Source organism: Pararhizobium gei, assembly GCF_029223885.1.
Classification (GTDB): domain Bacteria; phylum Pseudomonadota; class Alphaproteobacteria; order Rhizobiales; family Rhizobiaceae; genus Pararhizobium; species Pararhizobium gei.
The window spans coordinates 3,412,041-3,436,925 of the sequence record NZ_CP119409.1 but is presented as its reverse complement, the minus strand read 5'-3'; the positions used below and the strand labels follow the sequence as shown (position 1 = coordinate 3,436,925).

Below are 24,885 nucleotides of genomic sequence, written 5' to 3'. Positions count from 1 at the left end.
AGATTGCGCCCGTGGCCGCCGATATGAAGATTACAGGAGCGGCCAAGTGTTCTGGCGCTCCTAATCCTGTTTTTTCGCCTGTTTGGCAAGAGGGTGATGATTCTGGACGAGCTGATGCAGCCGTTCTTCAAGCACATGCGTGTAGATTTGCGTTGTTGAAATGTCCGAATGTCCGAGAAGTTCCTGGACGGCACGCAGGTCGGCGCCGTTGGCGAGAAGATGGCTTGCGAAGGCATGGCGCAGCACATGGGGCGAGATCGAGGCGACGCGGATGCCCGCGCGTGCAGCCAGCGACTTCAGTTCGCGCGCAAAAACCTGGCGGGGCAGATAGCCTGCCTTGCCTGCGGAGGGAAACAGCCACGGCGTTTCCGCAGGCGGCGTTTTTTCTGCAGCATTTGCTGCGGCCATGGCGCTGCCGTAGGTCTGCATGGCACGGATCGCCGAATGCGACAGCGGCACCATGCGCTCCTTGTTGCCTTTGCCGCGGATGACGAGGAAGCGGCCGTTCTGAGCGAGCACCGAGGCGGGCAGGGCGACGAGTTCGCTGACGCGCATGCCGGTCGCGTAGAGAAGCTCGATCAGCGCATGCATGCGCAGGCGTCCGACGATGTCCCCTCCCGGTGTCGTCGCTTCCTGCCCGGCCCGGTCAATGAGCTTCGAGACGTCGTCGATGCTCAGGACCTTCGGCAGCGCACGCGCCTTCTTCGGCGCGTCGAGGACGCCTGTCGGGTCGTCGGTGCGCAGGCCCTCGGCATAGAGGAATTTGTAGAACTGGCGCAGCGTCGACAGCCGTCTTGCCTGGGACGATGCCTTGAACCCCTGCTTTGCAAGATGGGAGAGATAGGCGCGCAGATCGTCGGAGGATGCTTCCGTCGGCTTGACGCCGCGCTGCTTCAGGAAGGAGGAGGCATCATCGAGGTCGTGCTCGTAGGACAGAAGCGTGTTGTCGGCTGCTCCCCGCTCAGCGCTCATCATCTCCAGGAACGATTCCATATGGGCTGCGGAAAGATCGATCATGGGCTCTTGTTGACCCTCTCGGATGGAATGCGAATGGTCACATCCCGCTCGACCGGATCGACGAATGTCACCAGCGCAACCATGCTTCCGTAGATGACACCGGCGATCAGGACGCAGATGGACAGGAAGCGGAACAGGGTCGGCATTTCTTACTCCTTGGTCTGCGCCTATATGACCATGGCCGGGCGCAAGCGCAAGAACCGCCGGCAAGGCGATCCCTTGACGCCTCCCGCCGATTTGTCGATACCGGAGCGGAACAGGGAACGGAAACTTGATGAGCGACGTGATCGAACCGGTTTCGGAGGCGCTGATAGAACGAGCGAAAGGGTCACTCGGGCGGCGAAACCTCGTTTTTGTCGGTCTGATGGGGGCTGGAAAATCCGCGATCGGTCGCATGACGGCCAGCGTGCTGGGCATTCCTTTCGTCGATTCAGACCACGAGATCGAGCGTGTTTCCCGCATGACGATCAGCGAACTGTTTTCAGCCTATGGGGAAGCGGAATTCAGGGCGCTCGAAGGCCGGGTTATCAAGCGCCTGCTTAAAACCGGCCCGCGGGTCGTTTCCACGGGCGGCGGGGCCTACATCAACGAGGTGACGCGGCGGCATATCAGGAAGCACGGCCTGTCCGTCTGGCTGAACGCCGAACTTGACGTGTTGTGGGAGCGTGTCAACAAGCGCGACACGCGACCGCTCCTGAAAACCGAAAACCCGAAGCAGACCCTCGAAACGCTGATGCATCTCCGCTATCCCGTCTATGCGGAAGCAGACCTGACCGTGATTTCGCGGGATGTGAAGAAGGAGGTGATGGTGGAAGAAGTTCTTTCCGCACTCGCCGCCATGCCGAAGAAGTGAAACAATGACAGATGCCAGCCTTGCCGTTACCACACGAACCGTCCGCGTCGATCTCGGCGAGCGTTCCTATGACATTCTGATCGGCCCCGGTCTCATCGCCACCGCTGCTGCCGAGATTGCAGGCCGGCTGAAGGGCCGCAGGATGGCCGTGATCACCGACGAAAACGTCGCTCCGTTGTATCTCGATGCGCTGATGACGGGCCTGAAGGCGAAAGAGATCGAAACCGTCAGCCTTGTTTTGCCTGCCGGCGAAAAGACCAAGAGCTTCGAGCATCTCATTCCGGTCTGCGACGCGATCCTCGGTGCGCGCATCGAACGCAACGATGCGGTCATCGCACTTGGCGGCGGCGTGATCGGCGATCTCACCGGCTTTGCGGCGGGCATCGCCCGGCGCGGTTCTCGGTTCATCCAGATCCCGACCTCGCTGCTTGCCCAGGTGGATTCGTCCGTCGGCGGCAAGACCGGCATCAATTCGCCGCACGGGAAGAACCTGATCGGGGTCTTCCATCAGCCGGATCTGGTGCTTGCCGACACCGATGTGCTCGATACGTTGAGTCCGCGCGAATACCGGGCCGGTTATGCGGAAGTGGCCAAATACGGTCTCATCGACAAGCCGGATTTCTTTGCATGGCTGGAAAACAACTGGCGGGCGGTGTTTGCTGGCGGCGAGGCTCGCATCGAGGCGGTTGCCATCAGCTGCCAGGCAAAGGCCGACGTCGTTGCCGCCGACGAGCGCGAGAACGGCCGGCGCGCCCTGCTCAATCTCGGCCATACGTTCGGGCATGCGCTTGAAGCCGCTACGCACTATGATGGTGCAAGGCTCGTCCATGGCGAGGGTGTTGCGATCGGCATGGTGCTGGCGCATCAGTTTTCGGCGCGCATGAACCTTGCAAGCCCTGACGATGCGCGGCGGGTCGAGGCGCATCTGCGGACGGTCGGCTTGCCGACGCGGATGGCCGATATTCCGGGCGTACTCCCGCCAGCAGATAAACTGATGGATGCCATCGCGCAGGACAAAAAAGTGAAAGGCGGAAAGCTGACCTTCATCCTGACGCGGGGGATCGGCCAGTCCTTCGTAGCCGACGATGTGCCGGCCAGCGAAGTCTTGCGTTTCCTTGAGGAACAGCATCCAGAATGACCTTCGAAATTGTAACAGCGTTTCTGGCCGAATACTGGCTGATTATCGTCTCCGTCCTCGGCCTGCTGGCCTGCTCCGCCTTTTTTTCCGGGTCTGAAACGGCGTTGACCGCCGCCTCCCGCGCCCGGATGCATACGCTTGAAGTCAACGGGGATGAACGTGCCAAGCTTGTGACATCGCTGATCGCCCGCCGCGACCGGCTGATCGGAACGCTGCTCATCGGCAACAACCTGGTGAACATTCTGGCGTCGTCCCTAACCACCAGCCTGTTTCTCGGCCTGTTCGGCACGTCCGGCGTTGCCATTGCAACCTTGGTGATGACGGCACTGCTCGTGATCTTTTCCGAGGTTCTTCCGAAAAGCTGGGCAATCGCCGCCCCGGATCGTTTTGCTCTCACGGTAGCGCCCATCGTGCGTGTGGTCGTCATTGTCGTCGGGCCGGTATCGAGCCTGGTCAATTGGATCGTCAGGCACATCCTCGGTATTTTCGGCATCAACCTCTCCTCCGAGGTGTCGATGCTGACCGCGCATGAGGAATTGCGCGGTGCGGTCGATTTCATGCATCGCGAAGGCTCCGTCATCAAGGCGGATCGCGACAGGCTGGGAGGTGTGCTTGATCTCGGCGAACTCGAAGTCTCCGACATCATGATCCACCGCACCTCGATGCGCGGCATCAATGCCGACGATGCGCCCGAAGTCGCGGTTCGTGCGGTTCTCGAAAGCCCCTATACCCGTATGCCTGTCTGGCGCGGATCGGCCGACAACATCATCGGCGTGGTGCACGCCAAGGATCTGTTGCGCGCCCTGGCCGAGCCGGATGTGGAGCCGGAAAACCTCGATATCGTCAAGATATCGCAAAAGCCATGGTTCGTTCCGGAAACAACCAATCTGAAAGACCAGCTGAACGCCTTCCTGCGCCGGAAGATGCATTTCGCCGTCGTGGTCGATGAATATGGCGAGGTGCAGGGTCTGGTGACGCTGGAGGATATTCTCGAAGAAATCGTCGGCGATATTTCCGACGAGCATGATCTGGAAATCCAGGGCGTGCGGCAAGAGGCGGACGGCTCGATCGTCGTTGACGGCGGCGTGCCGATCCGCGACCTCAATCGGGCGCTTGACTGGGATCTGCCCGATGATGAGGCGACCACGGTCGCCGGTCTCGTCATTCATGAATCGAAGACGATACCCGAGGAGCGGCAGGCCTTCACCTTCTACGGCAAGCGTTTCACCGTGATGAAGCGGGAGAAGAACCGCATTACCCGCCTGCGAATCCGGCCTGCGGATGAGGCAGCGGCGCCTCTGCCCAAATAGGGAGAAGGCAATCCATTCGAAGGGCGTTTGGCGGGCAGACCGGGCCGCTACCAGCGGGTTGCCTCACCCGGAACTGCGGGCTCGACCGCCAGCGCATGCAATCCGTCGTCGAATTCCTGCTTTAGAACCTCGTTGATCGCCCGGTGCCGGGCAACGCGACTCAGACCTGCAAAGGCCTGTGCGACGATGCGCACCCGCATATGCGTTTCCCCGCCGCCATCGAAGTCCGGCTGGTGTCCGGCATGGAGATGGCTTTCGTTGAGCACCATCAGCCGCTCGGGAGAAAAGGCAGCTTTCAGTTTTGCTTCGATGCGGGTTTGCAGCGACATGTTTTGGCCTCGTTCTTCCGGCTTTTCGGTTGACTGGAACGACACCATTCGGATTGCATTTCGCACGGTGCAAAATAGTTTTACAAAGCCAGCAACATTCCGATTTGTCAATTCTTGTCGTGGTGCCTGCCACGCCCCATAATTAGCGCCATGAAGCTTGATTCAAAATACTTCGACGGGATCCGGACGCGCCGCAGGGTGAACCAGAAACCCGAGCCTATGGCGCCCAAATGCCAATGGGACGGGTGCGAGGAAAATGGCATGCATCGCGCGCCTGTCGGGCGCAATGCCGAAAATGAATTCTTCATGTTCTGCTTCGAGCATGTGAAGGACTACAACAAGGGTTACAACTACTTCTCCGGCCTGTCGGACAACGAGATTGCCCGCTACCAGAAGGAAGCCTTGACGGGACATCGCCCGACCTGGACGGTGGGGGTCAACAAGAATGCCAGAAATGCGCCGCAGCAATCGCAGCAGCGTTCCGGCTCGGCCGGCGCCCAGGCGCGGATGAGGGATCCCTTCGGCTTTGTCGAGCAGGCGCGGGCGCGCGCGGCCCGGCAGGAGCCACGGTTGCGCAAGCTGAAGACGCTCGAGGCGAAAGCCTTCGAAACGCTTGGGCTGCATGCCAATGCCACGCCCGCCGATGTCAAGACCGCCTATAAAGAGCTTGTAAAAAAGCACCACCCCGACGCAAATGGCGGGGACAGGGGATCGGAAGAGCGTTTTCGCGCCGTGATCCAGGCGTATCAAATGTTAAAACAGGCTGGCTTCTGCTAGGAACCCGTTTTAAGACGATCAGATATTTATAGCATCGACGTGATGCCTCCCTACCCAGGAAAGTCAGGGGAGCGTCCGTGCTGGAGACATGATGAGCAAGGTAGACCTCGATATTTCCAATCTTCCCGACACGACCGTTTCCGTCCGCGATGCTTTCGGCATCGACAGCGACCTGCGTGTGCCGGCCTATTCCCGTGCCGACGCCTATGTGCCGGATCTCGATCCCGACTATCTGTTCGACCGGGAAACGACGCTCGCCATTCTCGCAGGTTTTGCCCATAACCGCCGCGTCATGGTGTCCGGCTATCATGGCACGGGCAAGTCAACCCATATCGAACAGGTCGCCGCTCGCCTCAACTGGCCCTGCGTGCGCGTCAACCTCGACAGCCATGTCAGCCGTATCGATCTTGTCGGCAAGGACGCCATCGTCGTCAAGGACGGCATGCAGGTTACCGAATTCAAGGACGGCATTCTGCCCTGGGCCTATCAGCACAATGTCGCGCTCGTCTTCGACGAATATGATGCCGGCCGCCCGGATGTGATGTTCGTCATCCAGCGCGTGCTGGAATCGTCGGGTCGCCTGACCCTGCTCGACCAGAGCCGCGTCATCCGCCCGCACCCGGCGTTCCGGCTGTTCGCCACCGCCAACACGGTTGGTCTGGGGGACACGACGGGCCTCTATCACGGCACGCAGCAGATCAATCAGGCGCAGATGGACCGCTGGTCGATCGTTACGACGCTCAATTATCTGCCGCATGACAACGAGGTCGATATCGTCGCCGCCAAGGTGAAGGGTTTCACCAAGGACAGGGGCCGCGACACCGTATCGAAGATGGTGCGTGTTGCCGACCTCACCCGCGCGGCCTTCATGAACGGCGATCTGTCGACCGTCATGAGCCCGCGCACGGTGATCACCTGGGCCGAAAACGCCCATATCTTCGGCGATGTCGCTTTCGCGTTCCGCATCACCTTCCTCAACAAGTGCGACGAACTCGAACGCGCGCTGGTGGCGGAACACTATCAGCGCGCCTTCGGCGTCGAGCTGAAGGAAAGCGCCGCCAATATCGTGCTTGAAGCCACGGCCTGATCGATGGCGGGCCGCGGCGACAATTCGAAGACAAGACCAGCTGGTGTCGTTGACGTCGAGCCGTTCCGCCGCGCGCTGACCGGTTGCATCCGCTCGATTGCCGGCGACCCGGAAATCGAGGTGGTTTTTGCGAACGAACGTCCCGGCCTTGCCGGCGAGCGTGTCCGGTTGCCCGAAATCTCCAAGCGGCCCACACGGCAGGAGTTGGCGATCACCCGAGGGCTCGGCGATTCCATGGCGCTGCGCAAGGCCTGCCACGATGCCCGCATCCACGCCACCATGTCGCCGCAGGGGTCGGATGCCCGGGCAATCTTCGACGCGGTCGAGCAGGCGCGCGTGGAAGCCATAGGGTCCATCAGGATGAGCGGGGTCGCCGGCAATCTGACTTCGATGCTCGACGACAAATATGCCCGCGCCAATTTCGGCACGATCGAACGCCAGGCGGATGCACCGCTCGAAGAGGCGGTCGCGCTGATGGTGCGCGAAAAGCTGACGGGGCAGGCCCCGCCGGCTTCGGCCGGCAAGGTACTCGATCTCTGGCGTGATTTCATCGAGGAAAAAGCCGCCGGCGACATCAAGAACCTGTCGTCGGCTGTCAACGACCAGCAGGCCTTCGCCCGCGTCGTGCGCAATATTCTGAGCGCCATGGATGTCGCGGAAAAATACGGCGACGACGAGGTCGAGCCCGAGGATGCGGAAAGCTCGACCGACGAGGATCAGCCGCGCAGCCAGGAGCAGGACGAAAACAGCTCCGACGAGGATGCCGGCTCTGATGCGGCGCCTGCCGATGAAAACGAATCTGCCGAAGAGCAGATGGACGAAGGCGAGATGGACGGTGCGGAAATCTCCGATGACGACATGTCGGATGACGGCGAGGACGACAGCGAGACGCCCGGCGAGGTAAAGCGTCCGCACCACCCCTTCGACGATTTCAACGACAAGGTCGATTACACCGTTTTCACCGAAGAGTTCGATGAGACCATTTCATCCGAGGAACTCTGCGACGAGGCGGAACTCGATCGGCTGCGTGCCTTTCTCGACAAGCAGCTTGCTCATTTGCAGGGCGCCGTCGGTCGTCTTGCCAATCGGCTGCAGCGTCGCCTGATGGCGCAGCAGAACCGATCCTGGGAATTCGATCTCGAAGAGGGCTATCTTGATCCGGCGCGCCTGACGCGGATGATCATCGACCCGATGCAGCCGCTTTCCTTCAAGCGCGAGAAGGACACGAATTTTCGCGACACGGTTGTGACGCTGCTGATCGATAATTCTGGCTCGATGCGCGGCCGGCCTATCACCGTTGCCGCCACCTGTGCCGACATCCTTGCCCGGACACTCGAGCGCTGCGGCGTCAAGGTCGAGATTCTCGGTTTTACGACGAAGGCCTGGAAGGGCGGGCAGTCGCGTGAAAGATGGTTGGCCAGCGGAAAGCCGCAAACGCCAGGCCGGCTCAACGACCTGCGCCACATCATCTACAAGTCCGCCGATGCCCCTTGGCGTCGCGCACGCCGCAATCTCGGGCTTATGATGCGCGAAGGCTTGCTGAAGGAGAACATCGACGGCGAAGCTCTGATCTGGGCTCACAACCGGCTGCTTGCGCGGCCGGAACAGCGCCGCATCCTGATGATGATCTCGGACGGCGCGCCGGTCGATGATTCCACCCTTTCGGTCAATCCGGGAAACTATCTCGAGCGGCACCTGCGGGCCGTGATCGACCAGATCGAGACCCGCTCACCCGTCGAACTGCTCGCCATTGGCATTGGCCACGATGTGACACGTTACTACCGGCGTGCGGTGACGATCGTCGATGCGGATGAATTGGCTGGCGCAATGACGGAGCAGCTTGCCTCCCTGTTTGACGATGAAAGCCGCCGTCGCTCGGTGCCCGCACGCCGCCGCGCCAGCTAATCCAGCGGCGGCTGTTGATTCGTTTCTATTTCGGGGACGCCATTGCGTGCGTCTCCCGGCAAGCCGCAAGGACATCCGCTTGAGCGACGCGAATTTTTTCCGCACCCTATGTCTGTGTGCAATGCTGAGCGTTTCTTCGCAAACCCTGGCGGGCACGCTGCCGCCGAAGGAAAGCCTGCCGGTGCAGAGCCGGCAGATCGACACCTTCAAGTTCGGCAGCGGCGTGACACGCGTCGGAAAGCTGGAATTCATTGGCGGCATCGAGATGTCGTCCAGCAATGCGTTGCTGGGGGCGATCTCCTCGATCCGCTTTCGGCCGGATGGCAAGCATTTTCTGGCGGTCATGGACACCGGGCACTGGCTGGAAGGTGAAATTCTTCGCGACGACAAGGGGCGACTGTCAGGCGTCAGCGGCGTTGCCGCGACCTCGATGATTGATGCGAACGGCAATGCGGAGCAGGTCAAGGCCCTGATGGACTGCGAGGGGTTGGCATTGCGGGCAGGGGAAGCGCTGGTCAGCTGCGAACGCCGCAGCCGGGTCGATGTCTATCCGGACCCCGGTTTTGCACAGTCGAGGCCGATCGCCAGCCTGCCGATTCTCATTCCAGCCGGGGAATTGCGCGGTAATCGAGGCCTGGAAACCGTTGCGGTCTCACCGAAGGGCAGTCCGCTGGCCGGCGGCGTTGTGACTGTCGCCGAGTTGAGCTTCGATCAAGCTGGACATCTCTATGCAGCTGTACTGAACGGTCCGCGCAAGGGCATTTTTGCGGTGGTGCAGAAGGAGCCCTTTGCGGTCACCGATGGCGCCTTTCTTCCAAACGGCGATCTCCTACTGCTGGAGCGCCGCTTCAGCTTTGCGGAAGGCGTCGGCATGCAGATCCGGCGCATTTCGGGCGACACCATCAAGCCGGGTGCGGTCGTTGATGGCGAGGTGCTGATCCAGGCGGATATGGGCTTCCAGATCGACAACATGGAAGGCATCGACGTCGTCAACGCTGCGAACGGCGACGTTCGCATCCTCCTCGTCTCTGACGACAACCATTCGATTCTGCAGCGAAATTTGATGCTGGAGTTCCGGCTCGCCGAATGACGACGGCCAATTCCCAGACAATTAAATGCCGGTCTTCACACCCGGCATCGGCTTGACCACACTCATCAAGGCCCCATAGGGCAGCAGCATCAGCAGGCCGACTGCAATCTTCACGCCGAGGTCGCCGAGCGCCCAGGAAATCCAGCGGGGTGCCTCGCCTGTGAGAACGCCGAGCAGGGGAGCGGCTTCGAGTGCGAAAGGATCATTCGGGCCGAGGACAGCAAAAACCGGGGAGAAGGCGAAGGAGAAGAAAATCGCCGTATCCAGGAAGGAGCCGAAGAGGGAACCAAGGAGCGGTGCACGCCACCAGCTTCTGGCCCGCAGCCTGTTGAACACGGAAATGTCGAGAAACTGCCCCAGAAGGAATGCCGAGCCGGAGGCGATGGCTATCCGCGGTGTGGCGATCAGGAAGGACAGGAGGATCGCCACGGCAAAGCCGGCGATGACGACCCTGCGGGCGACCCCAGGCCCGAACTGGCGATTGGTGAGGTCGGTGACGAGAAAGGCGACCGGATAACTGAACGCGCCCCAGGTCAGCAAATCACCCAATTGCAAGCCGCCGATGGCGCCGGGTAGGGGATACTGAACAAGAAAATTGGAGGCGACCACCACGGCGGTCATCATCAGCACATAGACGATGAAAGTTCTGTTCATCAGCATTTTTTTATCCTGGGGTATGCCACCAGCTGGAGGGAAATCCGCTCCCACGCGCCACGTTTACAGACGGCGGGAGCAAGTGAAACGCAATGAGAAAAGGCCTGCCGGTTGCCCGGGCAAGCCTTTCAATCTCTTGCAGGCTGCTTGACGATTAAGCGGCGACTGCTTCTGCGGTCTTCTTGACGATCTGGCGGCGCAACAGGCGGGCGCGCATCGACAGTTCGGTTTCGCTCGCCTTGATCAGGAAAGCGTCGAGACCGCCACGATGTTCGACCGAACGCAGGGCTGCGGCGGAAACGCGCAGGCGGTAACGCTGGCCGAGCGCGTCGGAGATCAACGTGACCTGGCACAGGTTCGGCAGGAACTTGCGCTTGGTCTTGTTGTTCGCGTGGCTCACATTGTTGCCCGACTGGACGCCTTTGCCGGTCAATTCGCAACTACGGGACATGATGCACCTATTTCTTTTCGCCTTCGGTCCATGCGTTGGCGGGCCATAAGCCCAGGCCGCATTCCGTTGGCCATGATTGGAAAGTTGCGGTTCTATAGTCAGGCGGAGCCGCCACGTCAAGCCAAACCTGCATTTTCAGCCAAAACTCTTCAAATCCACAGGCTGTTCTGCGAGGCGTCGGCCTGTTGCAGAAAAAACCGCGACCGCCTGGGCCGATCCTTCTGGCACGCCATTACAGTCTATATCATAACGCGTTACAGCATGCTGCAGGGAGCAGGCGCTTGGCGTAGAAATGCCGCAAACCGTCCCTATCTGCAAGGATTGTATAATCGGTTTGGGAAGGTTTGAAGAATGAACTGGCGCACCGGTCTCCTGACGCTCATGGCCTGTACGGCGCCGATGCTTTCAATGGGTGCGGCGCAATCCGCGGAAATGTCCCACAAGACCGAGTACAGCATCTCATTGTCCGGGCTTCCTATTGCCCGTGCGTCCTTCGACACGGAGTTCGATGCCGATCGCTACAGAATTTCCGGCAGCATGAATTCTGCCGGACTTGCGGACATCTTTGCCAAGACGTCCGGCGAGACGTCGGTGTCCGGCGTGGTCGGCCGGGATCGCCTGAACGCGTCGCAGTATCAGGCCAATTACCAGACAGGCAAGAAACGGCGCGCGATTTCCGTGCGGTTTCGCAATGGCGATGTCGTATCGGCCTCGATGACCCCGCCGCGCAAGATCCCGAAAAACTGGGTGCCGGTAACGAAAGCCGACATGCGCGACGTCGTCGATCCGCTCTCCGGCCTCATCTTTCCCGCCGACACGAAGGTCTGCCCGAAGAGCGTGCCGATCTTCGACGGCGAATCGCGGATGGACATCCGGTTGTCTTCCAAGGGGACAAAGCCGTTCAAGACCGAGGGATTTCAGGGCGACGTCATTGTCTGCGGCATCAAGTTCATGCCGAAGTCCGGCTATCGCAAAGGCCGCGACGATGTGGATTACCTGCGCAAGCTGGAAACCATGGAGATATGGTTTGCCAAGGCGGAAGCGGTAAATGTATATGCCCCCGTATATGTCCGGATCCCGACGAAGCTTGGACCGGTCACGGTGTGGGCCACCCGGTTTGGCGGCTGACACTCTCTTCGCAGCAGGGGCGCGCATGAAGGTCAAGGCAACGCTGATCGGCTTTTCGGCTATTCTCATGTGGTCACTGCTTGCCTTGTTTACAGCCGCGTCAGGCACAATGCCGCCGTTCCAGCTTTCGGCAATCTGCTTCTCCATCGGCAGCCTGCCGGGAATCGTCGTGCTTTTGCTCAATCCGGAGCGGCTGGTACTCCTGAAGCAGCCGGCCAAGGTCTGGATCGTCGGCATCGCCGGCCTGTTCGGCTATCACTTTCTGTATTTCACGGCGCTTCGCAATGCGCCGGCGGTCGAGGCGGGGCTGATCGCCTATCTCTGGCCCCTGCTGATCGTGGTCGGCTCGGCCCTTCTGCCGGGCGAGCGGCTGCGCTGGTATCATCTGCTTGGCGCTGTCTGCGGTCTCGTCGGCACGATCCTCATCGTGGCGCGCAATGGTGTCGCATTCGATGAGGCCTATGTGCTGGGTTATTCCGCAGCGCTCGCCTGCGCCTTCACCTGGTCCGGATATTCCCTGCTCACGCGACGTTTCGAGGCGGTATCGACCGACGTCGTCACAGGCTTTTGCCTTGCAACGGCGCTCCTGTCGCTGCTGTGCCACCTCGGTCTGGAGACCACCGTCTGGCCGGATACATCGGCGCAGTGGCTCGCGATAGTCGGGCTCGGTCTGCTGCCGGTCGGGGCGGCTTTCTATGCCTGGGATTACGGGGTCAAGAACGGCAACATCCAGATCCTCGGCGTCGCAAGCTATGCAGCGCCGGTTCTGTCGACGCTGGTGCTCATCCTGTTCGGCTTCGCCGAGCCCTCATGGCGCATCGCGCTTGCCTGCCTTTTCGTCACCGGCGGCGCGGTGCTTGCGGCGAAGGATGTCATCTTCCGCGACCGGTCTTCAGCAACGCAGCCTGCAGAGTAAGCTCATTCCTGCGGCGGCTGCCATCCCGGCGGGGCCATTTCAAAGACGGCGAAGTCGAAACCCGGCGCAACGGTGCAGCCCACCAGCGTCCAGGCACCGAGCGAGGCCGCCGATTGCCAACAGTTCGCCGGCACCACTGCCTGGGGATGTTCGTCCTTGAGGATATTCGATCCTAGTGTGACCTTCACACCGGACTTGCCGTCTTCGGCGATCGTCAGCGCAAGCGGTGCTCCGGCATAGAAGTGCCAGACTTCCGCCGCATCGTGCACCCGGTGCCAGTGCGACCGGTCGCCACGTTCCAGCAGGTAGTAGATGGCCGTGGAATGACCCCGTGCGCCACCTGCCTCGTCGCGAAAGGTCTGCCTGTACCATCCGCCTTCCGGGTGGCGCTCGAGCCGAAGGGTCTCGATGATGGCTGGCGCCGATAGCGGCAGTTGCGCATCCATCAGAAATTGTCCTTGCGCTTGCGGATCTCGGCAAAGACCTCGCCATCGGGAGCATCCTGCATGCTCAGTTGCTTTCTGATGCCCGGATCGTGCGGACGCAGGAACGGATTGGTTCGTTTCTCCAGTCCCAGTGTCGTCGGCGCCGTAAAGACGCCGCTTTCCCTGAGCGCTTCGATGTCGGCCGCGCGCGCCTTCAGTTCCGCATTCTCAGGGTCGACGGTCACAGCGAAACGGGCATTGGACAGCGTATACTCGTGACCGAAATAAACGGTCGTGTCGTCCGGCAGAGCCATCAGCTTCTGCAGGGACGCCCACATATCGGCCGGGGTACCTTCAAACAGCCGGCCGCAGCCGAGCGCAAACAGCGTGTCGGCGGAAAACAGCAGCTTGTCGTCTGGAAAGTGAAAACAGATATGTCCAGCCGTATGTCCCGGCGTCTCGTATACATCGACCCTGTGTCCGGAGAACTCGAACGTGCCGCCATTGCCGATCATCTGGTCGATGCCGGGGATTTTGCTCGCTTCGTTTACCGGCCCGATTATCGTCGCGCCGAAAGCCTCCTTGAGAACCAGATTTGCGGCGACGTGATCATTGTGATGATGGGTCGTCAGAATATGGGTCAATGTCCAGCCGCGGCGCTTCAGGGCCGCGATTATCGGCTCCTCCTCGGGCGCGTCGATGGACGCCGTCGCGCCGCTTTCAGGGTCGTGCAGCAGCACACCGAAATTATCGGCGCGGCAGATAAACAGTTCGATTTCGAGATTGGCCATGATGGCTCCAGGCAGGGGACGGCGGTGGGTCTGACAGGAATGTAGCGAGCAGCGTCTTGAAGTCTACCCGTTCGCGGCTAACATGAGCCTCATGCATGCAGATATAGTCGATCTCCGTCAGTTCTATCATTCGCGGCTTGGGCGCTTCGCCGAACAGTCGATCACCATGGCCCTGTCATCGATCTGGGCGCGGCTTCCCGAGGAGCGGCTGGTCGGACTGGGTTACGCCGTCCCGTATCTGGAGCGTTTCCGAACCGACACGGAACGGACATTCGCGTTCATGCCGGCGGGACAGGGGGCCGTGAACTGGCCGGTGGGCGAACTTTCCTCGACCGCCCTGGTCTTCGAGGAAGAATTGCCGCTGCCCGATTCGTCGATCGACCGGGTCCTGATGGTGCATTCGCTGGAGTTCGCCGAAAATCCCCGGGAAACGATGAAGGAACTCTGGCGCATTCTGGCGCCGGGCGGTCGCCTCGTCATCGTGGTGCCCAACCGCCGCGGGGTCTGGGCCCGCATGGAGCATACCCCCTTCGGCTCGGGCCGGCCCTATTCGCGCGGCCAGCTCACGACGCTGCTGCGGGAAACGAACTTCACCCCCGGAGCCTCCTCGGATGCGCTTTTTTTTCCACCCTCCAAGCTCAAGACCGTGCTGAAGCTGCGGCGGGGGTTCGAGCGCCTCGGCCGGTCGCTCTGGCCGATCTTTTCCGGCGTCATCATCGTCGAGGCGCAGAAGCGGCTCTATCAGGGCCTGCCCGTCGCGGCCCGCGCATCCCGCCGGGTCTTTGTGCCTGTCCTTGCACCGCAGGGGGTTCCGACCACGCGGGATGCCGGGCGTTAGTTTTCTTGCATTCTTGCTGACGGAATGGGCAACGAGCGGGAACGAAGAAAATCGCATCACACTCGACAAAAACCGTCTTCGCCGGTATTGGCTGGGCCTTCGTCCCTGTCGCCGGAAAGCTGATCCCATGAGCGTAGACTTGCAAGGCCCCGTCCCCCGTCCGGGTATTCTCGACATTGCCGCCTATGTGCCGGGCAAGGAACACGCGCCGGGTGTGGCAAAGGTCTACAAGCTGTCTTCCAACGAGACCCCGCTGGGCGCCAGCCCCCGGGCGATCGAGGCGTTTCAGAAGGCTGCCGCGAAGCTGGAAATCTATCCGGACGGGCAGGCGATCGAGCTGCGCGAAGCGATCGCCTCCGTCTATGGCCTGAACATCGCCAACCTGATGTGCGGCAACGGCTCCGACGAACTGCTCGGCCTGCTCTGCCATGTCTATCTGGCGCCGGGCGATGAGGCGATCATCACCGAACACGGCTTTCTCGTCTACAAGATCCAGATCATGGGCGCCGGTGCTACGCCCGTCACCGTCAAGGAAGATGATTGCCGGGTTGGGGTCGATGCAATCCTTGCTGCGGTGACGCCGAAGACCAGGATGGTTTTTCTCGCCAATCCGGGCAACCCGACCGGAACCTATGTTCCCGTGGATGAGGTTCGCCGGCTGCAGGCCGGTCTGCCGAAGAATATCATTCTCGTTCTCGATGCCGCCTATGCCGAATATGTCCGCCGCAACGACTACGAGGCCGGGCTGGAACTGGTCTCATCCAACCAGAACGTGGTGATGACTCGGACCTTCTCGAAGATCCATGGCCTTGCTGCCCTGCGCATAGGCTGGATGTACGCGCCGCTTGCCATCATCGATGCTCTTAACCGTGTGCGTGGGCCGTTCAACATGAACGCTCCGGCCATTGCCGCAGGTGCGGCTGCAATCAGCGATCAGGCATTTGCCGCCAAGGCCGTCGACTATAATCTGCTTTGGCTTGGGAAGGTAACGGGTGCATTGAGTTCGCTCGATCTGAAGGTCACTCCCTCCGTTGCCAATTTCGTACTGATCCATTTCCCCGATATCGACGGCAAGCGTGCAGCGGATGCGGACGTGTTCCTGACGAGCCGTGGTTATATCCTGCGCGCGGTGCGCGGCTACGGTCTGCCCAATGCGCTGCGGATGACGATCGGATCCGAGGAAGCCAATGAGGGCGTCATCGCCGCGCTGACCGAGTTCATGGGCCGGGCGTGATGGCAAAGCAGTTCGAAAAGATCGCGCTGATCGGCATCGGGCTGATCGGCTCGTCCATCGCCCGCGAGATCAAGGACAAGGGCCTTGCAGCCTTTGTCACCATCTCCACGCGCAGCGAGGCGACGTTGAAACGGGCGGAAGAGCTTGGCCTTGGCGACCGCTATACGATATCGGCTGCCGACGCGGTCCGGGATGCCGATCTCGTCATCGTCTCCGTGCCTGTCGGCGCATCCGGAACGGTGGCCGCGGAAATTTCGGCGCATCTGAAGCCCGGCGCAATCGTGACCGATGTCGGATCGACCAAGGGCTCCGTCATCGCCCAGATGGCGCCGCATATTCCCCAAGGCGTGCACTTCATCCCTGGGCACCCCATTGCGGGAACGGAATATTCCGGCCCCGATTCCGGCTTCGTCGGCCTGTTCAAGGGACGCTGGTGCATTTTGACTCCGCTACCGGACACGGACGAGGCGGCCAAGGCGAAGCTGCGCGCATTCTGGGAAACGCTCGGCTCGATGGTCGATGACATGGACCCGGAACATCACGACAAGGTGCTGGCGATCGTCTCCCACCTGCCACATATCATCGCCTATAACATCGTCGGCACGGCGGATGACCTGGAGGCGGTGACCGAATCGGAAGTCATCAAATATTCCGCCTCCGGCTTTCGCGATTTCACACGTCTCGCCGCTTCCGATCCCACGATGTGGCGCGACGTCTGCCTGCACAACAAGGATGCGATCCTCGAAATGCTGGCCCGGTTCTCGGAGGATCTCGCCTATCTGCAGCGTGCGATCCGCTGGGGCGACGGCGACAAGCTGTTCGATCTTTTCACCCGCACCCGCGCCATTCGCCGCTCGATCGTCCAGGCCGGTCAGGACACCGACATGGCTGATTTCGGTCGGCATGCGATGGATCAGAAATAGTCGGAATCATTGTTCTGGCTGCAATTGCACCGGCGCTCTCCGCAGCAATGGGGCATCGGCCATCGTGAGTCGCTGCCCCGTGTTCCGCTCTATGCGGTCAGGGCCACCGCAACCGCCTTGCGGATATCCGGCAGGCTGAAGGGTTTGGAGACGACGTCGATGACCTTGCCGTTGAGATTGTCGGCGCGCTCGCGCTGTTCCGCATATCCCGTCATCAGCAATATTTTGAGCGCAGGGAAGGCGGCTGACGCCTGATGCGCCAGTTCGATGCCGTCCATGACAGGCATCCGGATATCGGACAGCAACAGATCGAAGCGCTCGCTTCCAAGGCAGGCGAGGCCTTCTGCGCCATCGGCAGCCTCTACGGTTTCGTGACCGTCCAGTTGCAGCGCACGCGCCACGAAACGGCGCAAGCCGTCCTCATCTTCGGTAATCAGGATCTTCGCCATCATGGCCTCCGGTTCAATAGAGCTTGCACGAACAGCGAAGCCAATCACCGCCGTTCTCGCCGCAGCCGAATCGCTGCGGGGCCACACCACCAGAGTCGCGTTTGTTTTTCGTAAACGCCGGATGGCCTGATCCGGCACATGCGGGATCGCGCCTCTATTCGGCGTCCCCGGTCACGATGCCGACGAAAGGCAATTCGCGGAAGGCATAGGCCACATCCATGCCATAGCCGACGACGAAGTAGTCGGGGCATTCGAAACCGACATAGTCAGCCTCGAGGCTGGTCTGACGTTTGACTTTCTTGTCGAGCAGCACGGCGATCGATACCGATTTCGCGCCCCGTTCCATCATCAGCGTTTTGGCGAAACTCAGTGTGCGGCCCGATTCGAGAATATCGTCGATGAGAAGGACGTCGCGGCCGTGGACATCGCTGTCGATGTCCTTGATGATTTTGACACCCTGCGAGACCGTTCCCGTGCCATAGCTCGACAGGGTGATGAACTCGACTTCCGGTGCCAGTCCCGTCGCATGCATGGCGCGAATGAGGTCGGCCGCGAAGATGAAGGAGCCTTTCAGCACCGCGATGACCAGAAGGTCGTTGAGCGGTTCCCGACCGATGCTTTCGGCAAGCTCGATATTGCGGGCTGCGATGGTTTCCGCGGTGTAGAGCGGCTCGATATTTTTCCCACGAACGACGGGCATAGGGTATCTCCAGATCGGATAGGGAGACTGCCTTTGATGCCTCCGGACGCTAGCCGCTTAGCATAGTCGGCAACGCGAATCACCTTAATGGGTGAAGGAAACCTTGACCTCCGGCAGTTTTCCACCTGTGTGTGGAAGCCGCGCCGAAAAAGGCCGGGTCTCGCCGGGGGACAGGATGCTGTGGCCGGCAAATATGCGGCTTGCAGTCCGGCTGTGCCCGGCGGCGACGATATCCACCTGTATCACCGGGATGATTTCGGGCGTATCGGAACGATTTTCGACCGCGCCGTAAACGGAAACGACCTTCATTCCGTTGGCATCATCGAGTGTTGTCGTGACGTTGTTGATCGACAGCGCCGGCACGGGAGTGATGGGGGACCGATACTCGAAAAGACCGGCAAACAGCAGGAAAACCGGCGCGCAAAGGCAGGTTACCAGTATGGCGAAGGCTTTGGGGGATGCCGTCTGCAAAAGATGTTCCAGGCCGTGCAAAACCTTGCCGGACAGTCCGCCGCCCGGCGCTTCAAGCGGAGCGGTCGCATTGCGCTTGTTGTCGTTGAAGACGGGGTGGGAAGAACGGCGGCTTTGCCCAGAAACGGTCTCGAATTCGACATCGATGATCTCCGCCGTGCGGCGGACGGTCCGCTCGGGCCGGCGTCCCTGCCGGTCGGGCGGGAGAAGGTCCATGCCCTGAACGGCATCGGCGGTACGGGAGCGGAAGGCGGTCATGGTCTCTCCTCTCGCAGCCCGCCGGCAAAGGGCCAGAATCAGGGCATTGAAACAAACCTTTCCCAGACGTAAACCGAAATGGTTAAAGTATTGGAAACGAGCTTGCCGGGCACCCGTCCTTCACGGAATTTTAACCATTGTTTAACCATGTTGGGAGCTTAGCACTGGCGGCTCGGTTGTTCATCCGGCCCAGGCCATCAACCCGCCGGAAATCTTTGACATCAAGCCTGACGAAAAGCTGGACTGAGCCCTTTGATTCATTTTGAAAATGTCGGATTGCGCTATGGAATGGGTCCGGAAATTCTCCGCGACCTGACCTTCGACATTCCCAAAAAGTCCTTTCAATTCCTGACCGGCCCTTCGGGCGCGGGTAAGACGACGCTGCTGCGTCTTTTGTTTCTTTCCCTGAAGCCGACACGCGGCCTGATCCGCATGTTCGACAGGAATATTTCCAGCATTCCCCGCGACGAGTTCCCGATGCTGCGCCGCCGGGTTGGTATCGTTTTCCAGGACTTCCGGCTTCTCGATCATCTGACGACCTACGAGAATGTGGCGCTGCCGCTTCGAGTGCGCGGCAAGGACGAATCGTCCTATCGATCCGACGTGCTGGAACTGCTCGGCTGGGTCGGGCTCGGCGAGCGCATCAATGTCTTGCCGCCGGTCCTGTCCGGAGGTGAGAAGCAGAGAGCGGCCATTGCCCGAGCGCTGATCGACCGGCCGGAGATCCTGCTTGCAGACGAGCCCACCGGCAATGTCGATCCTCCCATGGCGCGGCGGCTTCTCAACCTCTTCCTGGAATTGAACCGGCTCGGCACGGCCGTGGTCATCGCGACCCATGATCTCTCGCTGATGGATCAGGTCGAGGCGCGCCGCATGATCCTCTCGCAGGGACGGCTGGATATCTATGAGTGACGTCCGGCCCACGGCACGGTCTCAACCGGCCGCTCCTCAGGAGCGCAAGGCGTCTTTGCGCGTGCGGCCGATGGCGCCGATCGTTCCTCCCGGCAATGTTTCGGGGCATGCGCTGATGCTGGTCATCGCCATCATGGCCTTTCTGGCATGCCTGACGCTGGGCGCTGTCAGCATGGTGCGATCGACAGCCCAGAGCTGGCAAAGCCAGATTTCCCGCGAGATTACCATCCAGATCAAGCCGGATGACACGCTCGACATGGAGAAAGCGCTGGCCGATGCCCGCGATCTCGCCATGACGTTCGACGGCACCACGAACGGCAATATCGTCGACAAGGCCGCAACGGCGCGCCTTTTGGAACCTTGGCTCGGCGAGGGCCTCGATCTCGATGACCTGCCCGTGCCGCGCCTCGTCATCATCACCATCGACGAGGAGAACCCGCCGGATTTCGCCGCCATGCGGACGGCACTGACCGAAGCCATTCCCCAGGCCTATCTTGACGATCACCGAACCTGGGTCGACCGGCTGGTGGCCATGGCCCATACGACGGCGCTGATCGGCACCGGGGTGCTGGTTCTGGTGTTTTCCGCGATGGTGCTTACCGTGGTCTTTGCCACCCGCGGCACGCTTTCGGGAAACCGGCATATCGTCGAAGTCCTGCATTTCGTCGGCGCGGAAGCGGGTTTCGTTGCCTCGGAGTTTCAGAAGCATTTCCTGAAGATCAGCCTGAAGGGAGCCGGGGCCGGCGGGTTGCTGGCGGCGGCAAGCTTTGCTGTTGCCGGTTTCTGGCAGTCGCGCTCGATCGCCACGCCGGAAAGCGACCAAGCGACCGCCCTGTTTGGCAGCTTTTCAATCGGCTATACCGGCTATCTCGGCATTGCAGCCGTCATGATCATCATCGCGCTGCTGACGACGCTCACCGCGCGCTTTACGGTGATGCGGACGATCTACGAGATTGACCAGATCCGGTCGGACCCGGCACGCATCGATATGCCTCAGAGTTGACGACATGATTGCATTGTTTCGTATCGCTTCCTTGCCGCAATCTTCCGCTATGGACGAATCACGATGGCTGGCGAACTGCCTGGAACAGGAATGAGCGACGATGAAGGCATGCCGCGGAAGGCCCTGCGGACGCGCAGGCGTGTGAGCTTTCGCCGCCGTCTGCTGCGACTGACATTCTACGTGCTGCTGCTTGTCGCCGGCATTTACGCTGGCGGCTTTCTCTATTTCGCCGATTCCGTCGCCTCGCTGCAGCCGCCGGCCAATCCCAAAGCCGATGCCATCGTGGTGCTGACCGGAGGGTTCCAACGGATCGACCAGGCGGTCGAACTCCTCAAAACCGGGGCCGGCAGGCGTCTTCTGATTTCCGGCGTCAATCCCTCGACAACCGGCGGCCAGATCCGCCGGAATACCCAGAGTTCCGCCGATCTCTTCAAATGCTGCGTCGATATCGGCCATGACGCGATGGACACGATTGGCAATGCCAATGAAACGGCGAACTGGATTCGCAACAATAAATACCGGAGCATTCTGGTCGTCACCAACAATTATCACATGCCGCGCAGTCTGCTCGAACTGCGCCGGGCCAATCCCGACATTGAATTCACTGCTTATCCGGTGGTCAATTCGGATCTGAAGAGCGCCAACTGGCTTACGAACCCTATGGTCTGGAAGACGATCCTGTCCGAATATGCCAAGCTGACGATTGCCTCGGTGCGCGAGGCGCTGGGTGCGCATCGGGCAAGCGGCCTTCGAACGGACGGCGGGGAGTGACCTCGCCGCGCGACGACGAAGGCGGCAGTCGCCAGCGAAACAGTTTTCCTTGCGGATGGTTTCGTGTAGTCAGCGTGACATCCTCGATCCCGAAAGCCTTCCGATGATCATCCTGCGCTCGGTTCTGTTCAATCTGGTCTTCTACGCCAATCTGATCACACAGATGATCGTCATGACGCCGTTCTATTTCATCGTGTCGCGCAAGGCGTCCTGGTTCGTGCCGAAGAACTGGGCCCGCAGCAATCATTGGCTGTTCAGGGTGATCGTCGGCACCACCTTCGAAATCGAAGGGCTGGAGAACTTGCCCAAGGGCGGCTATATTTTCGCACCCAAGCATCAGTCGTTCTGGGACGTTTACGCGCTTCTGCCGTGGCTTGCTGACCCCTTCTTCATTCTCAAGCGGGAACTGACCTGGATCCCACTGTTTGGCTCCTATGTGCGCAAACAAAGGATGGTTCCCGTCAACCGGGCCGCCCGGGGCAAGGCCATGGTGGCGGTGATGCAGCGGGCGCGGGCGGAAATGGCCGCAGGCCGGCAATTGATCATCTACCCGGAAGGCACCCGCCGCCCGCCGGGCGCACCGCCCGAATACAAATACGGTGTCGCCCGTCTCTATCGGGATCTCGGTATGCCCGTTGTCCCCGTTGTCATGCATCCCGGCCTGTTCTGGCCTCGCCGCAAGTTCCTGCGGTTTCCCGGCCATTTCAAGGTCCGCATCCTCCCGGCAATCGAACCCGGCCTTGACCCGGATGTCTTTCTCAAGAGGCTGATCGAAACGATGGAAGCGGCCAGCGACGCTCTTCTGGTGGAAACAGTAGAGCAAAACCCGCATTTGCCCCTGCCGCCGACGGCGGTGCAGCGGCTGAGGGAATTGCAGCCTCAGGGCTGACCCTGCATCTGCTCCACCAGCGCGACCACATCTTCCAGCCAGGGATCGCGGATGCCCATTTCATGGAGATGGGCGAGCGTGTTGGAAACATATTCCGGATTAGCGCCGGATTTTCCGCTGGAAACGGAGACGATGGCCGCCGCTTCGTGCGGACTAAGGCCTCCCGCATATTGCGCATGGGTGCGATCGACGACATAGCCGAGTGCTGCTATGCGTTGCCCACCGGGCAGCAGCACGGGCATGACGCGCTCCCTGTAGACATGGGTCACCAGCTCCCGCTCGCGCAGATATGAAAGGACACCGGCCGAGGTCTTCGCCGCCACCTTGAAAGCCATGCCCTGGCACGAACCGCCGCGATCGAGCCCCAGCACCAGACCGGGGCGCTCCGGTGTGCCGCGATGAACGAAGGACCGGACGCAGAGAGATCTGCGGTAACCGAATGTCTTGGCCGGTGTCTTCATCTCATAGGCGAAGCCCGGATTCCACATCAGAGAGCCATAGCCAAAGACCCAAAAATCGTCCATATCCACTGCCATCCATGCCAGCCGCCGCTTTAGCCACGCGGTCAAAGCGGATCATCTTGCAAGCCTTCCTAGCGCACAAGACCGGCAATCGATATCGAATTCCCGGCGAAACCGTGGCCAAGGCTCGATCAATCAGACCACGTCCTGATGCCAGCGCGTCGGAGACGGCCGAATGCCCGGAGTTGACCATGACCACCACAGAGATCGCCGACACCCACCGCGGAGGACGGAAGATAAAGTGGCTGTCGATTGCGATCCTGTTGTTTCTCGCCACTTATTCCGGTGCCTGGTATCTGGCGGCAGATCAGATCAGGAAAAGGCTGCCGACCCTCCTCGACGCGAACAGGCAGGCTGGCACCTTTGCCGAATGCGACAAGCTCGACGTCCGCGGCTTTCCCTTCCGCATTGGCGTCTTCTGCGAGAGGGTACGCCTGGATAACTCAAGCCGCGGCGCATCGGCGACGTTTGGCGCGTTGCGCTCGGCAGCACAGGTCTACCAGCCCGGCCACGCTGTGATCGAACTAGACGGTCCCGCGGAAATCCGTGTCGCGCCCGTTGTGTCGCTTTCGGCCGATTGGTCGCTGCTGCACGCCAGCATCAAGGCGACGCTTTCCGGCCTCGACCGCAGCTCTCTAACCTACGACAATCTTGCCGGAACCGCGCTTCTCCCACCTCTCGAAAACGATCTGGGGACCGGCGTGCCCCTCGCGCTGACCTTCGGCGCCGGCCATGGGGAAGCGCATTTCCGGCAAAACGGCACCGATCTCGACGCCGCGATGACCATCGAGAAGTTCGATGCCAGGATCAACAAGGGACCTAGCCTGCTGCCGCCCTTGAACGGCGCCATCGACCTGACGCTGATAGACCGCGCTGGGCTGATGAACACCGGAGGCTTCGCACCAGGCGCCTTGCACGACAGCACAGGCGAGATGCGCAATTTGTCGCTCGATCTCGGCAATGGCATGGTGACCACCGCGACAGGCCCGTTCTCGATCAATGATCAGGGTCTGATTTCCGGCGAATTCAGCGTCACGATGAAAAATATCGAAGGCTGGCGCCAGAATCTCGTCAAGGTGTTTTCAAACAAGGAGGGCACGGTCATGATCAACAACATCGCCAACATGCTGACGGCCCTTGCCGACGGCAAGAACGAGGCGACCGTGAAGCTCAACGTGCGCGACGGAATAGCATTTCTGGCCTTTTTTCCGATCGGGGAACTGCCGCAGCTATGATGCTTCCTACAGATCCACGTTTTTCGTGTCTGACCGGCGGTACCTTACCATGTCAATAGAAGGCTTCTGAATACCGCGATTTTGATCGACAAGGTCTCTTGTCCTCACTGTCGGTTGACTGCGGCTCGGATGAGCCCCCTTGCATCGTCGCTGTCCCAGGCAGCCGGTCCGTTCATCGATGAGATCAGGCAGCCCCTGTCATCCATCAGCAACGTCACCGGAAGACCGAAGGCGAGACCTTCTTTCTTCAGCGCATTGAAAACGCCCATCGAGGCATCCCGATAATAGGCGAGTTCGTGCACGCCGGTTTCAGTGAGAAAACGTTTCGGCTTGTCGTCGTCGCCGATGTCGATGTTGACGGCAACGACTTCGAACCGTTCGCTGCCCTCGACCGTCTGCAACGCATTGAGGGCAGGCATCTCTTCCCGGCACGGAACGCACCATGTCGCCCAGAGATTGAGGAGCACGGTCTTTCCGGCAAAATCATCCAGTGTCAGATCCTTGCCGTCCTTGTCCTTGAAGGTAAGTCCTGTCAGCGGGCGCGGTATGGCGACGGGCGCCATCGCGGCCACCTGTCCTTTGAGGAAGGGCGTGATCGCCGCGACCTTGTCCTTCGCCATGAGACAGGCATCAGCGGCAGCTATTTCGGCTGCGGCACCATTGCCAGACCCGCTTTCCCTGACGTATACCGCTGCCGCACCGGCGATCAGCCCGAAAAGGGCTGCGATCATCACCAGTCTGGCGGCGGGAAGACGTTTCTTCCTGTCTGTCATCTGTTTTTCCAAAGCGGAACTATCCTCAAGGCGGGCA

At 60.6% G+C, this 24,885-nt stretch carries 29 protein-coding genes; 17 read left to right on the top strand and 12 right to left on the bottom strand.

What is annotated here, in order from left to right; genetic code table 11:
- Nucleotides 1-60: 60 nt before the first annotated feature.
- Nucleotides 61-1,017, bottom strand: coding sequence for a site-specific tyrosine recombinase XerD (gene xerD, locus PY308_RS16740; RefSeq protein ID WP_275784694.1), 957 nt, complete (start codon nt 1,015-1,017; stop codon nt 61-63).
- The gene (locus PY308_RS16735) at nt 1,014-1,163 is read right to left on the bottom strand and encodes a hypothetical protein (protein WP_275784691.1); all 150 of its coding nucleotides are present in this window, start codon (nt 1,161-1,163) and stop codon (nt 1,014-1,016) included. The genes xerD and PY308_RS16735 overlap by 4 nt, the downstream gene beginning before the upstream one ends.
- 128 nt (nt 1,164-1,291) lie before the next feature.
- On the opposite strand from PY308_RS16735, the gene PY308_RS16730 reads away from it, so the two are divergent.
- The 3 genes from PY308_RS16730 to PY308_RS16720 are packed head-to-tail and all read left to right on the top strand — an operon-like array spanning nt 1,292 to nt 4,318.
- Complete coding sequence (locus tag PY308_RS16730) at nt 1,292-1,870, top strand: shikimate kinase (protein WP_275784689.1); 579 nt, start codon at nt 1,292-1,294, stop codon at nt 1,868-1,870.
- 4 nt (nt 1,871-1,874) lie between these two features.
- The gene (aroB, locus tag PY308_RS16725) at nt 1,875-3,008 is read left to right on the top strand and encodes a 3-dehydroquinate synthase (protein ID WP_275784686.1); all 1,134 of its coding nucleotides are present in this window, start codon (nt 1,875-1,877) and stop codon (nt 3,006-3,008) included.
- Complete coding sequence (locus PY308_RS16720) at nt 3,005-4,318, top strand: HlyC/CorC family transporter (RefSeq protein WP_275784684.1); 1,314 nt, start codon at nt 3,005-3,007, stop codon at nt 4,316-4,318. The genes aroB and PY308_RS16720 overlap by 4 nt, the downstream gene beginning before the upstream one ends.
- A gap of 47 nt (nt 4,319-4,365) precedes the next feature.
- Here PY308_RS16720 and PY308_RS16715 read toward each other — a convergent pair whose 3' ends face one another.
- Nucleotides 4,366-4,647, bottom strand: a complete 282-nt coding sequence (locus PY308_RS16715) for a BolA family protein (RefSeq protein ID WP_275784683.1) — start codon at nt 4,645-4,647, stop codon at nt 4,366-4,368.
- Nucleotides 4,648-4,788: 141 nt separating this feature from the next.
- On the opposite strand from PY308_RS16715, the gene PY308_RS16710 reads away from it, so the two are divergent.
- From PY308_RS16710 to PY308_RS16695, 4 genes are all read left to right on the top strand, one after another.
- Nucleotides 4,789-5,424 carry a J domain-containing protein gene (locus PY308_RS16710; protein ID WP_275791176.1) on the top strand — a complete coding sequence of 212 codons (636 nt, stop codon included), beginning with the start codon at nt 4,789-4,791 and terminating at the stop codon, nt 5,422-5,424.
- A 91-nt stretch (nt 5,425-5,515) separates the two neighbouring features.
- Nucleotides 5,516-6,511 carry a cobaltochelatase subunit CobS gene (cobS, locus tag PY308_RS16705; RefSeq protein ID WP_275784681.1) on the top strand — a complete coding sequence of 332 codons (996 nt, stop codon included), beginning with the start codon at nt 5,516-5,518 and terminating at the stop codon, nt 6,509-6,511.
- Between the two features lie 3 nt (nt 6,512-6,514).
- The gene (gene cobT, locus PY308_RS16700; protein WP_275784679.1) at nt 6,515-8,416 is read left to right on the top strand and encodes a cobaltochelatase subunit CobT; all 1,902 of its coding nucleotides are present in this window, start codon (nt 6,515-6,517) and stop codon (nt 8,414-8,416) included.
- 121 nt (nt 8,417-8,537) lie between these two features.
- The gene (locus PY308_RS16695; RefSeq protein ID WP_275791175.1) at nt 8,538-9,506 is read left to right on the top strand and encodes an esterase-like activity of phytase family protein; all 969 of its coding nucleotides are present in this window, start codon (nt 8,538-8,540) and stop codon (nt 9,504-9,506) included.
- A 21-nt stretch (nt 9,507-9,527) separates the two neighbouring features.
- Here the strand turns inward: PY308_RS16695 and PY308_RS16690 are convergent, their stop codons facing one another.
- Nucleotides 9,528-10,166, bottom strand: coding sequence for a VUT family protein (locus tag PY308_RS16690; RefSeq protein ID WP_275784678.1), 639 nt, complete (start codon nt 10,164-10,166; stop codon nt 9,528-9,530).
- A 148-nt stretch (nt 10,167-10,314) separates the two neighbouring features.
- Nucleotides 10,315-10,611: a 50S ribosomal protein L28 gene (rpmB, locus tag PY308_RS16685; RefSeq protein ID WP_275784676.1), complete on the bottom strand. Its 297-nt coding sequence runs from the start codon at nt 10,609-10,611 to the stop codon at nt 10,315-10,317.
- Between the two features lie 351 nt (nt 10,612-10,962).
- Between rpmB and PY308_RS16680 the strand changes: the two genes are divergently transcribed.
- Complete coding sequence (locus PY308_RS16680) at nt 10,963-11,739, top strand: DUF3108 domain-containing protein (RefSeq protein WP_434064162.1); 777 nt, start codon at nt 10,963-10,965, stop codon at nt 11,737-11,739.
- Nucleotides 11,740-11,764: 25 nt separating this feature from the next.
- Nucleotides 11,765-12,655 carry an aromatic amino acid exporter YddG gene (gene yddG, locus PY308_RS16675; protein ID WP_275784674.1) on the top strand — a complete coding sequence of 297 codons (891 nt, stop codon included), beginning with the start codon at nt 11,765-11,767 and terminating at the stop codon, nt 12,653-12,655.
- Nucleotides 12,656-12,657: 2 nt separating this feature from the next.
- Here yddG and PY308_RS16670 read toward each other — a convergent pair whose 3' ends face one another.
- Both PY308_RS16670 and gloB read right to left on the bottom strand, forming a co-directional pair.
- Nucleotides 12,658-13,101: a cupin domain-containing protein gene (locus tag PY308_RS16670; RefSeq protein ID WP_275784672.1), complete on the bottom strand. Its 444-nt coding sequence runs from the start codon at nt 13,099-13,101 to the stop codon at nt 12,658-12,660.
- Nucleotides 13,101-13,871 carry a hydroxyacylglutathione hydrolase gene (gloB, locus tag PY308_RS16665; protein WP_275784670.1) on the bottom strand — a complete coding sequence of 257 codons (771 nt, stop codon included), beginning with the start codon at nt 13,869-13,871 and terminating at the stop codon, nt 13,101-13,103. Before gloB ends, PY308_RS16670 begins: the two co-directional genes overlap by 1 nt.
- A 91-nt stretch (nt 13,872-13,962) precedes the next feature.
- Here gloB and PY308_RS16660 point away from each other — a divergent pair, with 91 nt between their 5' ends.
- From PY308_RS16660 to PY308_RS16650, 3 genes are all read left to right on the top strand, one after another.
- Nucleotides 13,963-14,709 carry a class I SAM-dependent methyltransferase gene (locus PY308_RS16660; RefSeq protein ID WP_275784668.1) on the top strand — a complete coding sequence of 249 codons (747 nt, stop codon included), beginning with the start codon at nt 13,963-13,965 and terminating at the stop codon, nt 14,707-14,709.
- 127 nt (nt 14,710-14,836) lie between these two features.
- Complete coding sequence (hisC, locus tag PY308_RS16655) at nt 14,837-15,943, top strand: histidinol-phosphate transaminase (RefSeq protein ID WP_275784666.1); 1,107 nt, start codon at nt 14,837-14,839, stop codon at nt 15,941-15,943.
- Entirely contained in the window at nt 15,940-16,866 is a 927-nt protein-coding gene (locus tag PY308_RS16650) for a prephenate/arogenate dehydrogenase family protein (protein WP_434064161.1), read from the top strand. Before hisC ends, PY308_RS16650 begins: the two co-directional genes overlap by 4 nt.
- Before the next feature lie 89 nt (nt 16,867-16,955).
- Here PY308_RS16650 and PY308_RS16645 read toward each other — a convergent pair whose 3' ends face one another.
- The 3 genes from PY308_RS16645 to PY308_RS16635 form a co-directional block, all read right to left on the bottom strand.
- Nucleotides 16,956-17,315 (bottom strand): response regulator, encoded by a 360-nt coding sequence (locus PY308_RS16645; RefSeq protein WP_275791173.1) that lies wholly within the window; start codon nt 17,313-17,315, stop codon nt 16,956-16,958.
- A gap of 154 nt (nt 17,316-17,469) precedes the next feature.
- Nucleotides 17,470-18,015 (bottom strand): hypoxanthine phosphoribosyltransferase, encoded by a 546-nt coding sequence (gene hpt, locus PY308_RS16640; RefSeq protein WP_275784662.1) that lies wholly within the window; start codon nt 18,013-18,015, stop codon nt 17,470-17,472.
- 84 nt (nt 18,016-18,099) lie between these two features.
- Complete coding sequence (locus tag PY308_RS16635; protein ID WP_275784660.1) at nt 18,100-18,744, bottom strand: hypothetical protein; 645 nt, start codon at nt 18,742-18,744, stop codon at nt 18,100-18,102.
- Between the two features lie 252 nt (nt 18,745-18,996).
- Between PY308_RS16635 and ftsE the strand changes: the two genes are divergently transcribed.
- From ftsE to PY308_RS16615, 4 genes are all read left to right on the top strand, one after another.
- The gene (ftsE, locus tag PY308_RS16630) at nt 18,997-19,656 is read left to right on the top strand and encodes a cell division ATP-binding protein FtsE (protein ID WP_275784658.1); all 660 of its coding nucleotides are present in this window, start codon (nt 18,997-18,999) and stop codon (nt 19,654-19,656) included.
- Nucleotides 19,649-20,659 (top strand): cell division protein FtsX, encoded by a 1,011-nt coding sequence (locus tag PY308_RS16625; protein WP_275784655.1) that lies wholly within the window; start codon nt 19,649-19,651, stop codon nt 20,657-20,659. The genes ftsE and PY308_RS16625 overlap by 8 nt, the downstream gene beginning before the upstream one ends.
- 90 nt (nt 20,660-20,749) lie before the next feature.
- The gene (locus tag PY308_RS16620; protein WP_275784653.1) at nt 20,750-21,430 is read left to right on the top strand and encodes a YdcF family protein; all 681 of its coding nucleotides are present in this window, start codon (nt 20,750-20,752) and stop codon (nt 21,428-21,430) included.
- Nucleotides 21,431-21,533: 103 nt separating this feature from the next.
- Nucleotides 21,534-22,319, top strand: a complete 786-nt coding sequence (locus tag PY308_RS16615) for a lysophospholipid acyltransferase family protein (RefSeq protein WP_275791172.1) — start codon at nt 21,534-21,536, stop codon at nt 22,317-22,319.
- Here PY308_RS16615 and PY308_RS16610 read toward each other — a convergent pair.
- On the bottom strand, nt 22,310-22,855 hold the full coding sequence (locus PY308_RS16610; RefSeq protein WP_275784651.1) for a gamma-glutamylcyclotransferase: 546 nt from the start codon (nt 22,853-22,855) through the stop codon (nt 22,310-22,312). The two genes, PY308_RS16615 and PY308_RS16610, sit on opposite strands and share 10 nt — an antisense overlap.
- A gap of 176 nt (nt 22,856-23,031) precedes the next feature.
- Here PY308_RS16610 and PY308_RS16605 point away from each other — a divergent pair, with 176 nt between their 5' ends.
- Complete coding sequence (locus tag PY308_RS16605; protein WP_275784649.1) at nt 23,032-24,075, top strand: DUF2125 domain-containing protein; 1,044 nt, start codon at nt 23,032-23,034, stop codon at nt 24,073-24,075.
- Between the two features lie 104 nt (nt 24,076-24,179).
- Here PY308_RS16605 and tlpA read toward each other — a convergent pair whose 3' ends face one another.
- On the bottom strand, nt 24,180-24,848 hold the full coding sequence (tlpA, locus tag PY308_RS16600; RefSeq protein ID WP_275784647.1) for a thiol:disulfide interchange protein TlpA: 669 nt from the start codon (nt 24,846-24,848) through the stop codon (nt 24,180-24,182).
- Nucleotides 24,849-24,885 lie beyond the last annotated feature (37 nt).

Coding starts and splice junctions, on each gene's coding strand:
- PY308_RS16645 (WP_275791173.1), bottom strand. CDS start 17,315: ATGGCGAAGATCCTGATTACCGAAGATGAGGACGGCTTGCGCCGTTTC.
- rpmB (WP_275784676.1), bottom strand. CDS start 10,611: ATGTCCCGTAGTTGCGAATTGACCGGCAAAGGCGTCCAGTCGGGCAAC.
- PY308_RS16695 (WP_275791175.1), top strand. CDS start 8,538: ATGCTGAGCGTTTCTTCGCAAACCCTGGCGGGCACGCTGCCGCCGAAG.
- PY308_RS16680 (WP_434064162.1), top strand. CDS start 10,963: ATGAACTGGCGCACCGGTCTCCTGACGCTCATGGCCTGTACGGCGCCG.
- xerD (WP_275784694.1), bottom strand. CDS start 1,017: ATGATCGATCTTTCCGCAGCCCATATGGAATCGTTCCTGGAGATGATG.
- PY308_RS16690 (WP_275784678.1), bottom strand. CDS start 10,166: ATGCTGATGAACAGAACTTTCATCGTCTATGTGCTGATGATGACCGCC.
- PY308_RS16615 (WP_275791172.1), top strand. CDS start 21,534: ATGATCATCCTGCGCTCGGTTCTGTTCAATCTGGTCTTCTACGCCAAT.
- tlpA (WP_275784647.1), bottom strand. CDS start 24,848: ATGACAGACAGGAAGAAACGTCTTCCCGCCGCCAGACTGGTGATGATC.
- PY308_RS16610 (WP_275784651.1), bottom strand. CDS start 22,855: ATGGCAGTGGATATGGACGATTTTTGGGTCTTTGGCTATGGCTCTCTG.
- PY308_RS16605 (WP_275784649.1), top strand. CDS start 23,032: ATGACCACCACAGAGATCGCCGACACCCACCGCGGAGGACGGAAGATA.
- hpt (WP_275784662.1), bottom strand. CDS start 18,015: ATGCCCGTCGTTCGTGGGAAAAATATCGAGCCGCTCTACACCGCGGAA.
- PY308_RS16660 (WP_275784668.1), top strand. CDS start 13,963: ATGCATGCAGATATAGTCGATCTCCGTCAGTTCTATCATTCGCGGCTT.
- aroB (WP_275784686.1), top strand. CDS start 1,875: ATGACAGATGCCAGCCTTGCCGTTACCACACGAACCGTCCGCGTCGAT.
- PY308_RS16720 (WP_275784684.1), top strand. CDS start 3,005: ATGACCTTCGAAATTGTAACAGCGTTTCTGGCCGAATACTGGCTGATT.
- PY308_RS16715 (WP_275784683.1), bottom strand. CDS start 4,647: ATGTCGCTGCAAACCCGCATCGAAGCAAAACTGAAAGCTGCCTTTTCT.
- yddG (WP_275784674.1), top strand. CDS start 11,765: ATGAAGGTCAAGGCAACGCTGATCGGCTTTTCGGCTATTCTCATGTGG.
- gloB (WP_275784670.1), bottom strand. CDS start 13,871: ATGGCCAATCTCGAAATCGAACTGTTTATCTGCCGCGCCGATAATTTC.
- PY308_RS16625 (WP_275784655.1), top strand. CDS start 19,649: ATGAGTGACGTCCGGCCCACGGCACGGTCTCAACCGGCCGCTCCTCAG.
- PY308_RS16670 (WP_275784672.1), bottom strand. CDS start 13,101: ATGGATGCGCAACTGCCGCTATCGGCGCCAGCCATCATCGAGACCCTT.
- PY308_RS16735 (WP_275784691.1), bottom strand. CDS start 1,163: ATGCCGACCCTGTTCCGCTTCCTGTCCATCTGCGTCCTGATCGCCGGT.
- cobS (WP_275784681.1), top strand. CDS start 5,516: ATGAGCAAGGTAGACCTCGATATTTCCAATCTTCCCGACACGACCGTT.
- PY308_RS16635 (WP_275784660.1), bottom strand. CDS start 18,744: ATGACCGCCTTCCGCTCCCGTACCGCCGATGCCGTTCAGGGCATGGAC.
- PY308_RS16730 (WP_275784689.1), top strand. CDS start 1,292: ATGAGCGACGTGATCGAACCGGTTTCGGAGGCGCTGATAGAACGAGCG.
- PY308_RS16620 (WP_275784653.1), top strand. CDS start 20,750: ATGAGCGACGATGAAGGCATGCCGCGGAAGGCCCTGCGGACGCGCAGG.
- hisC (WP_275784666.1), top strand. CDS start 14,837: ATGAGCGTAGACTTGCAAGGCCCCGTCCCCCGTCCGGGTATTCTCGAC.
- cobT (WP_275784679.1), top strand. CDS start 6,515: ATGGCGGGCCGCGGCGACAATTCGAAGACAAGACCAGCTGGTGTCGTT.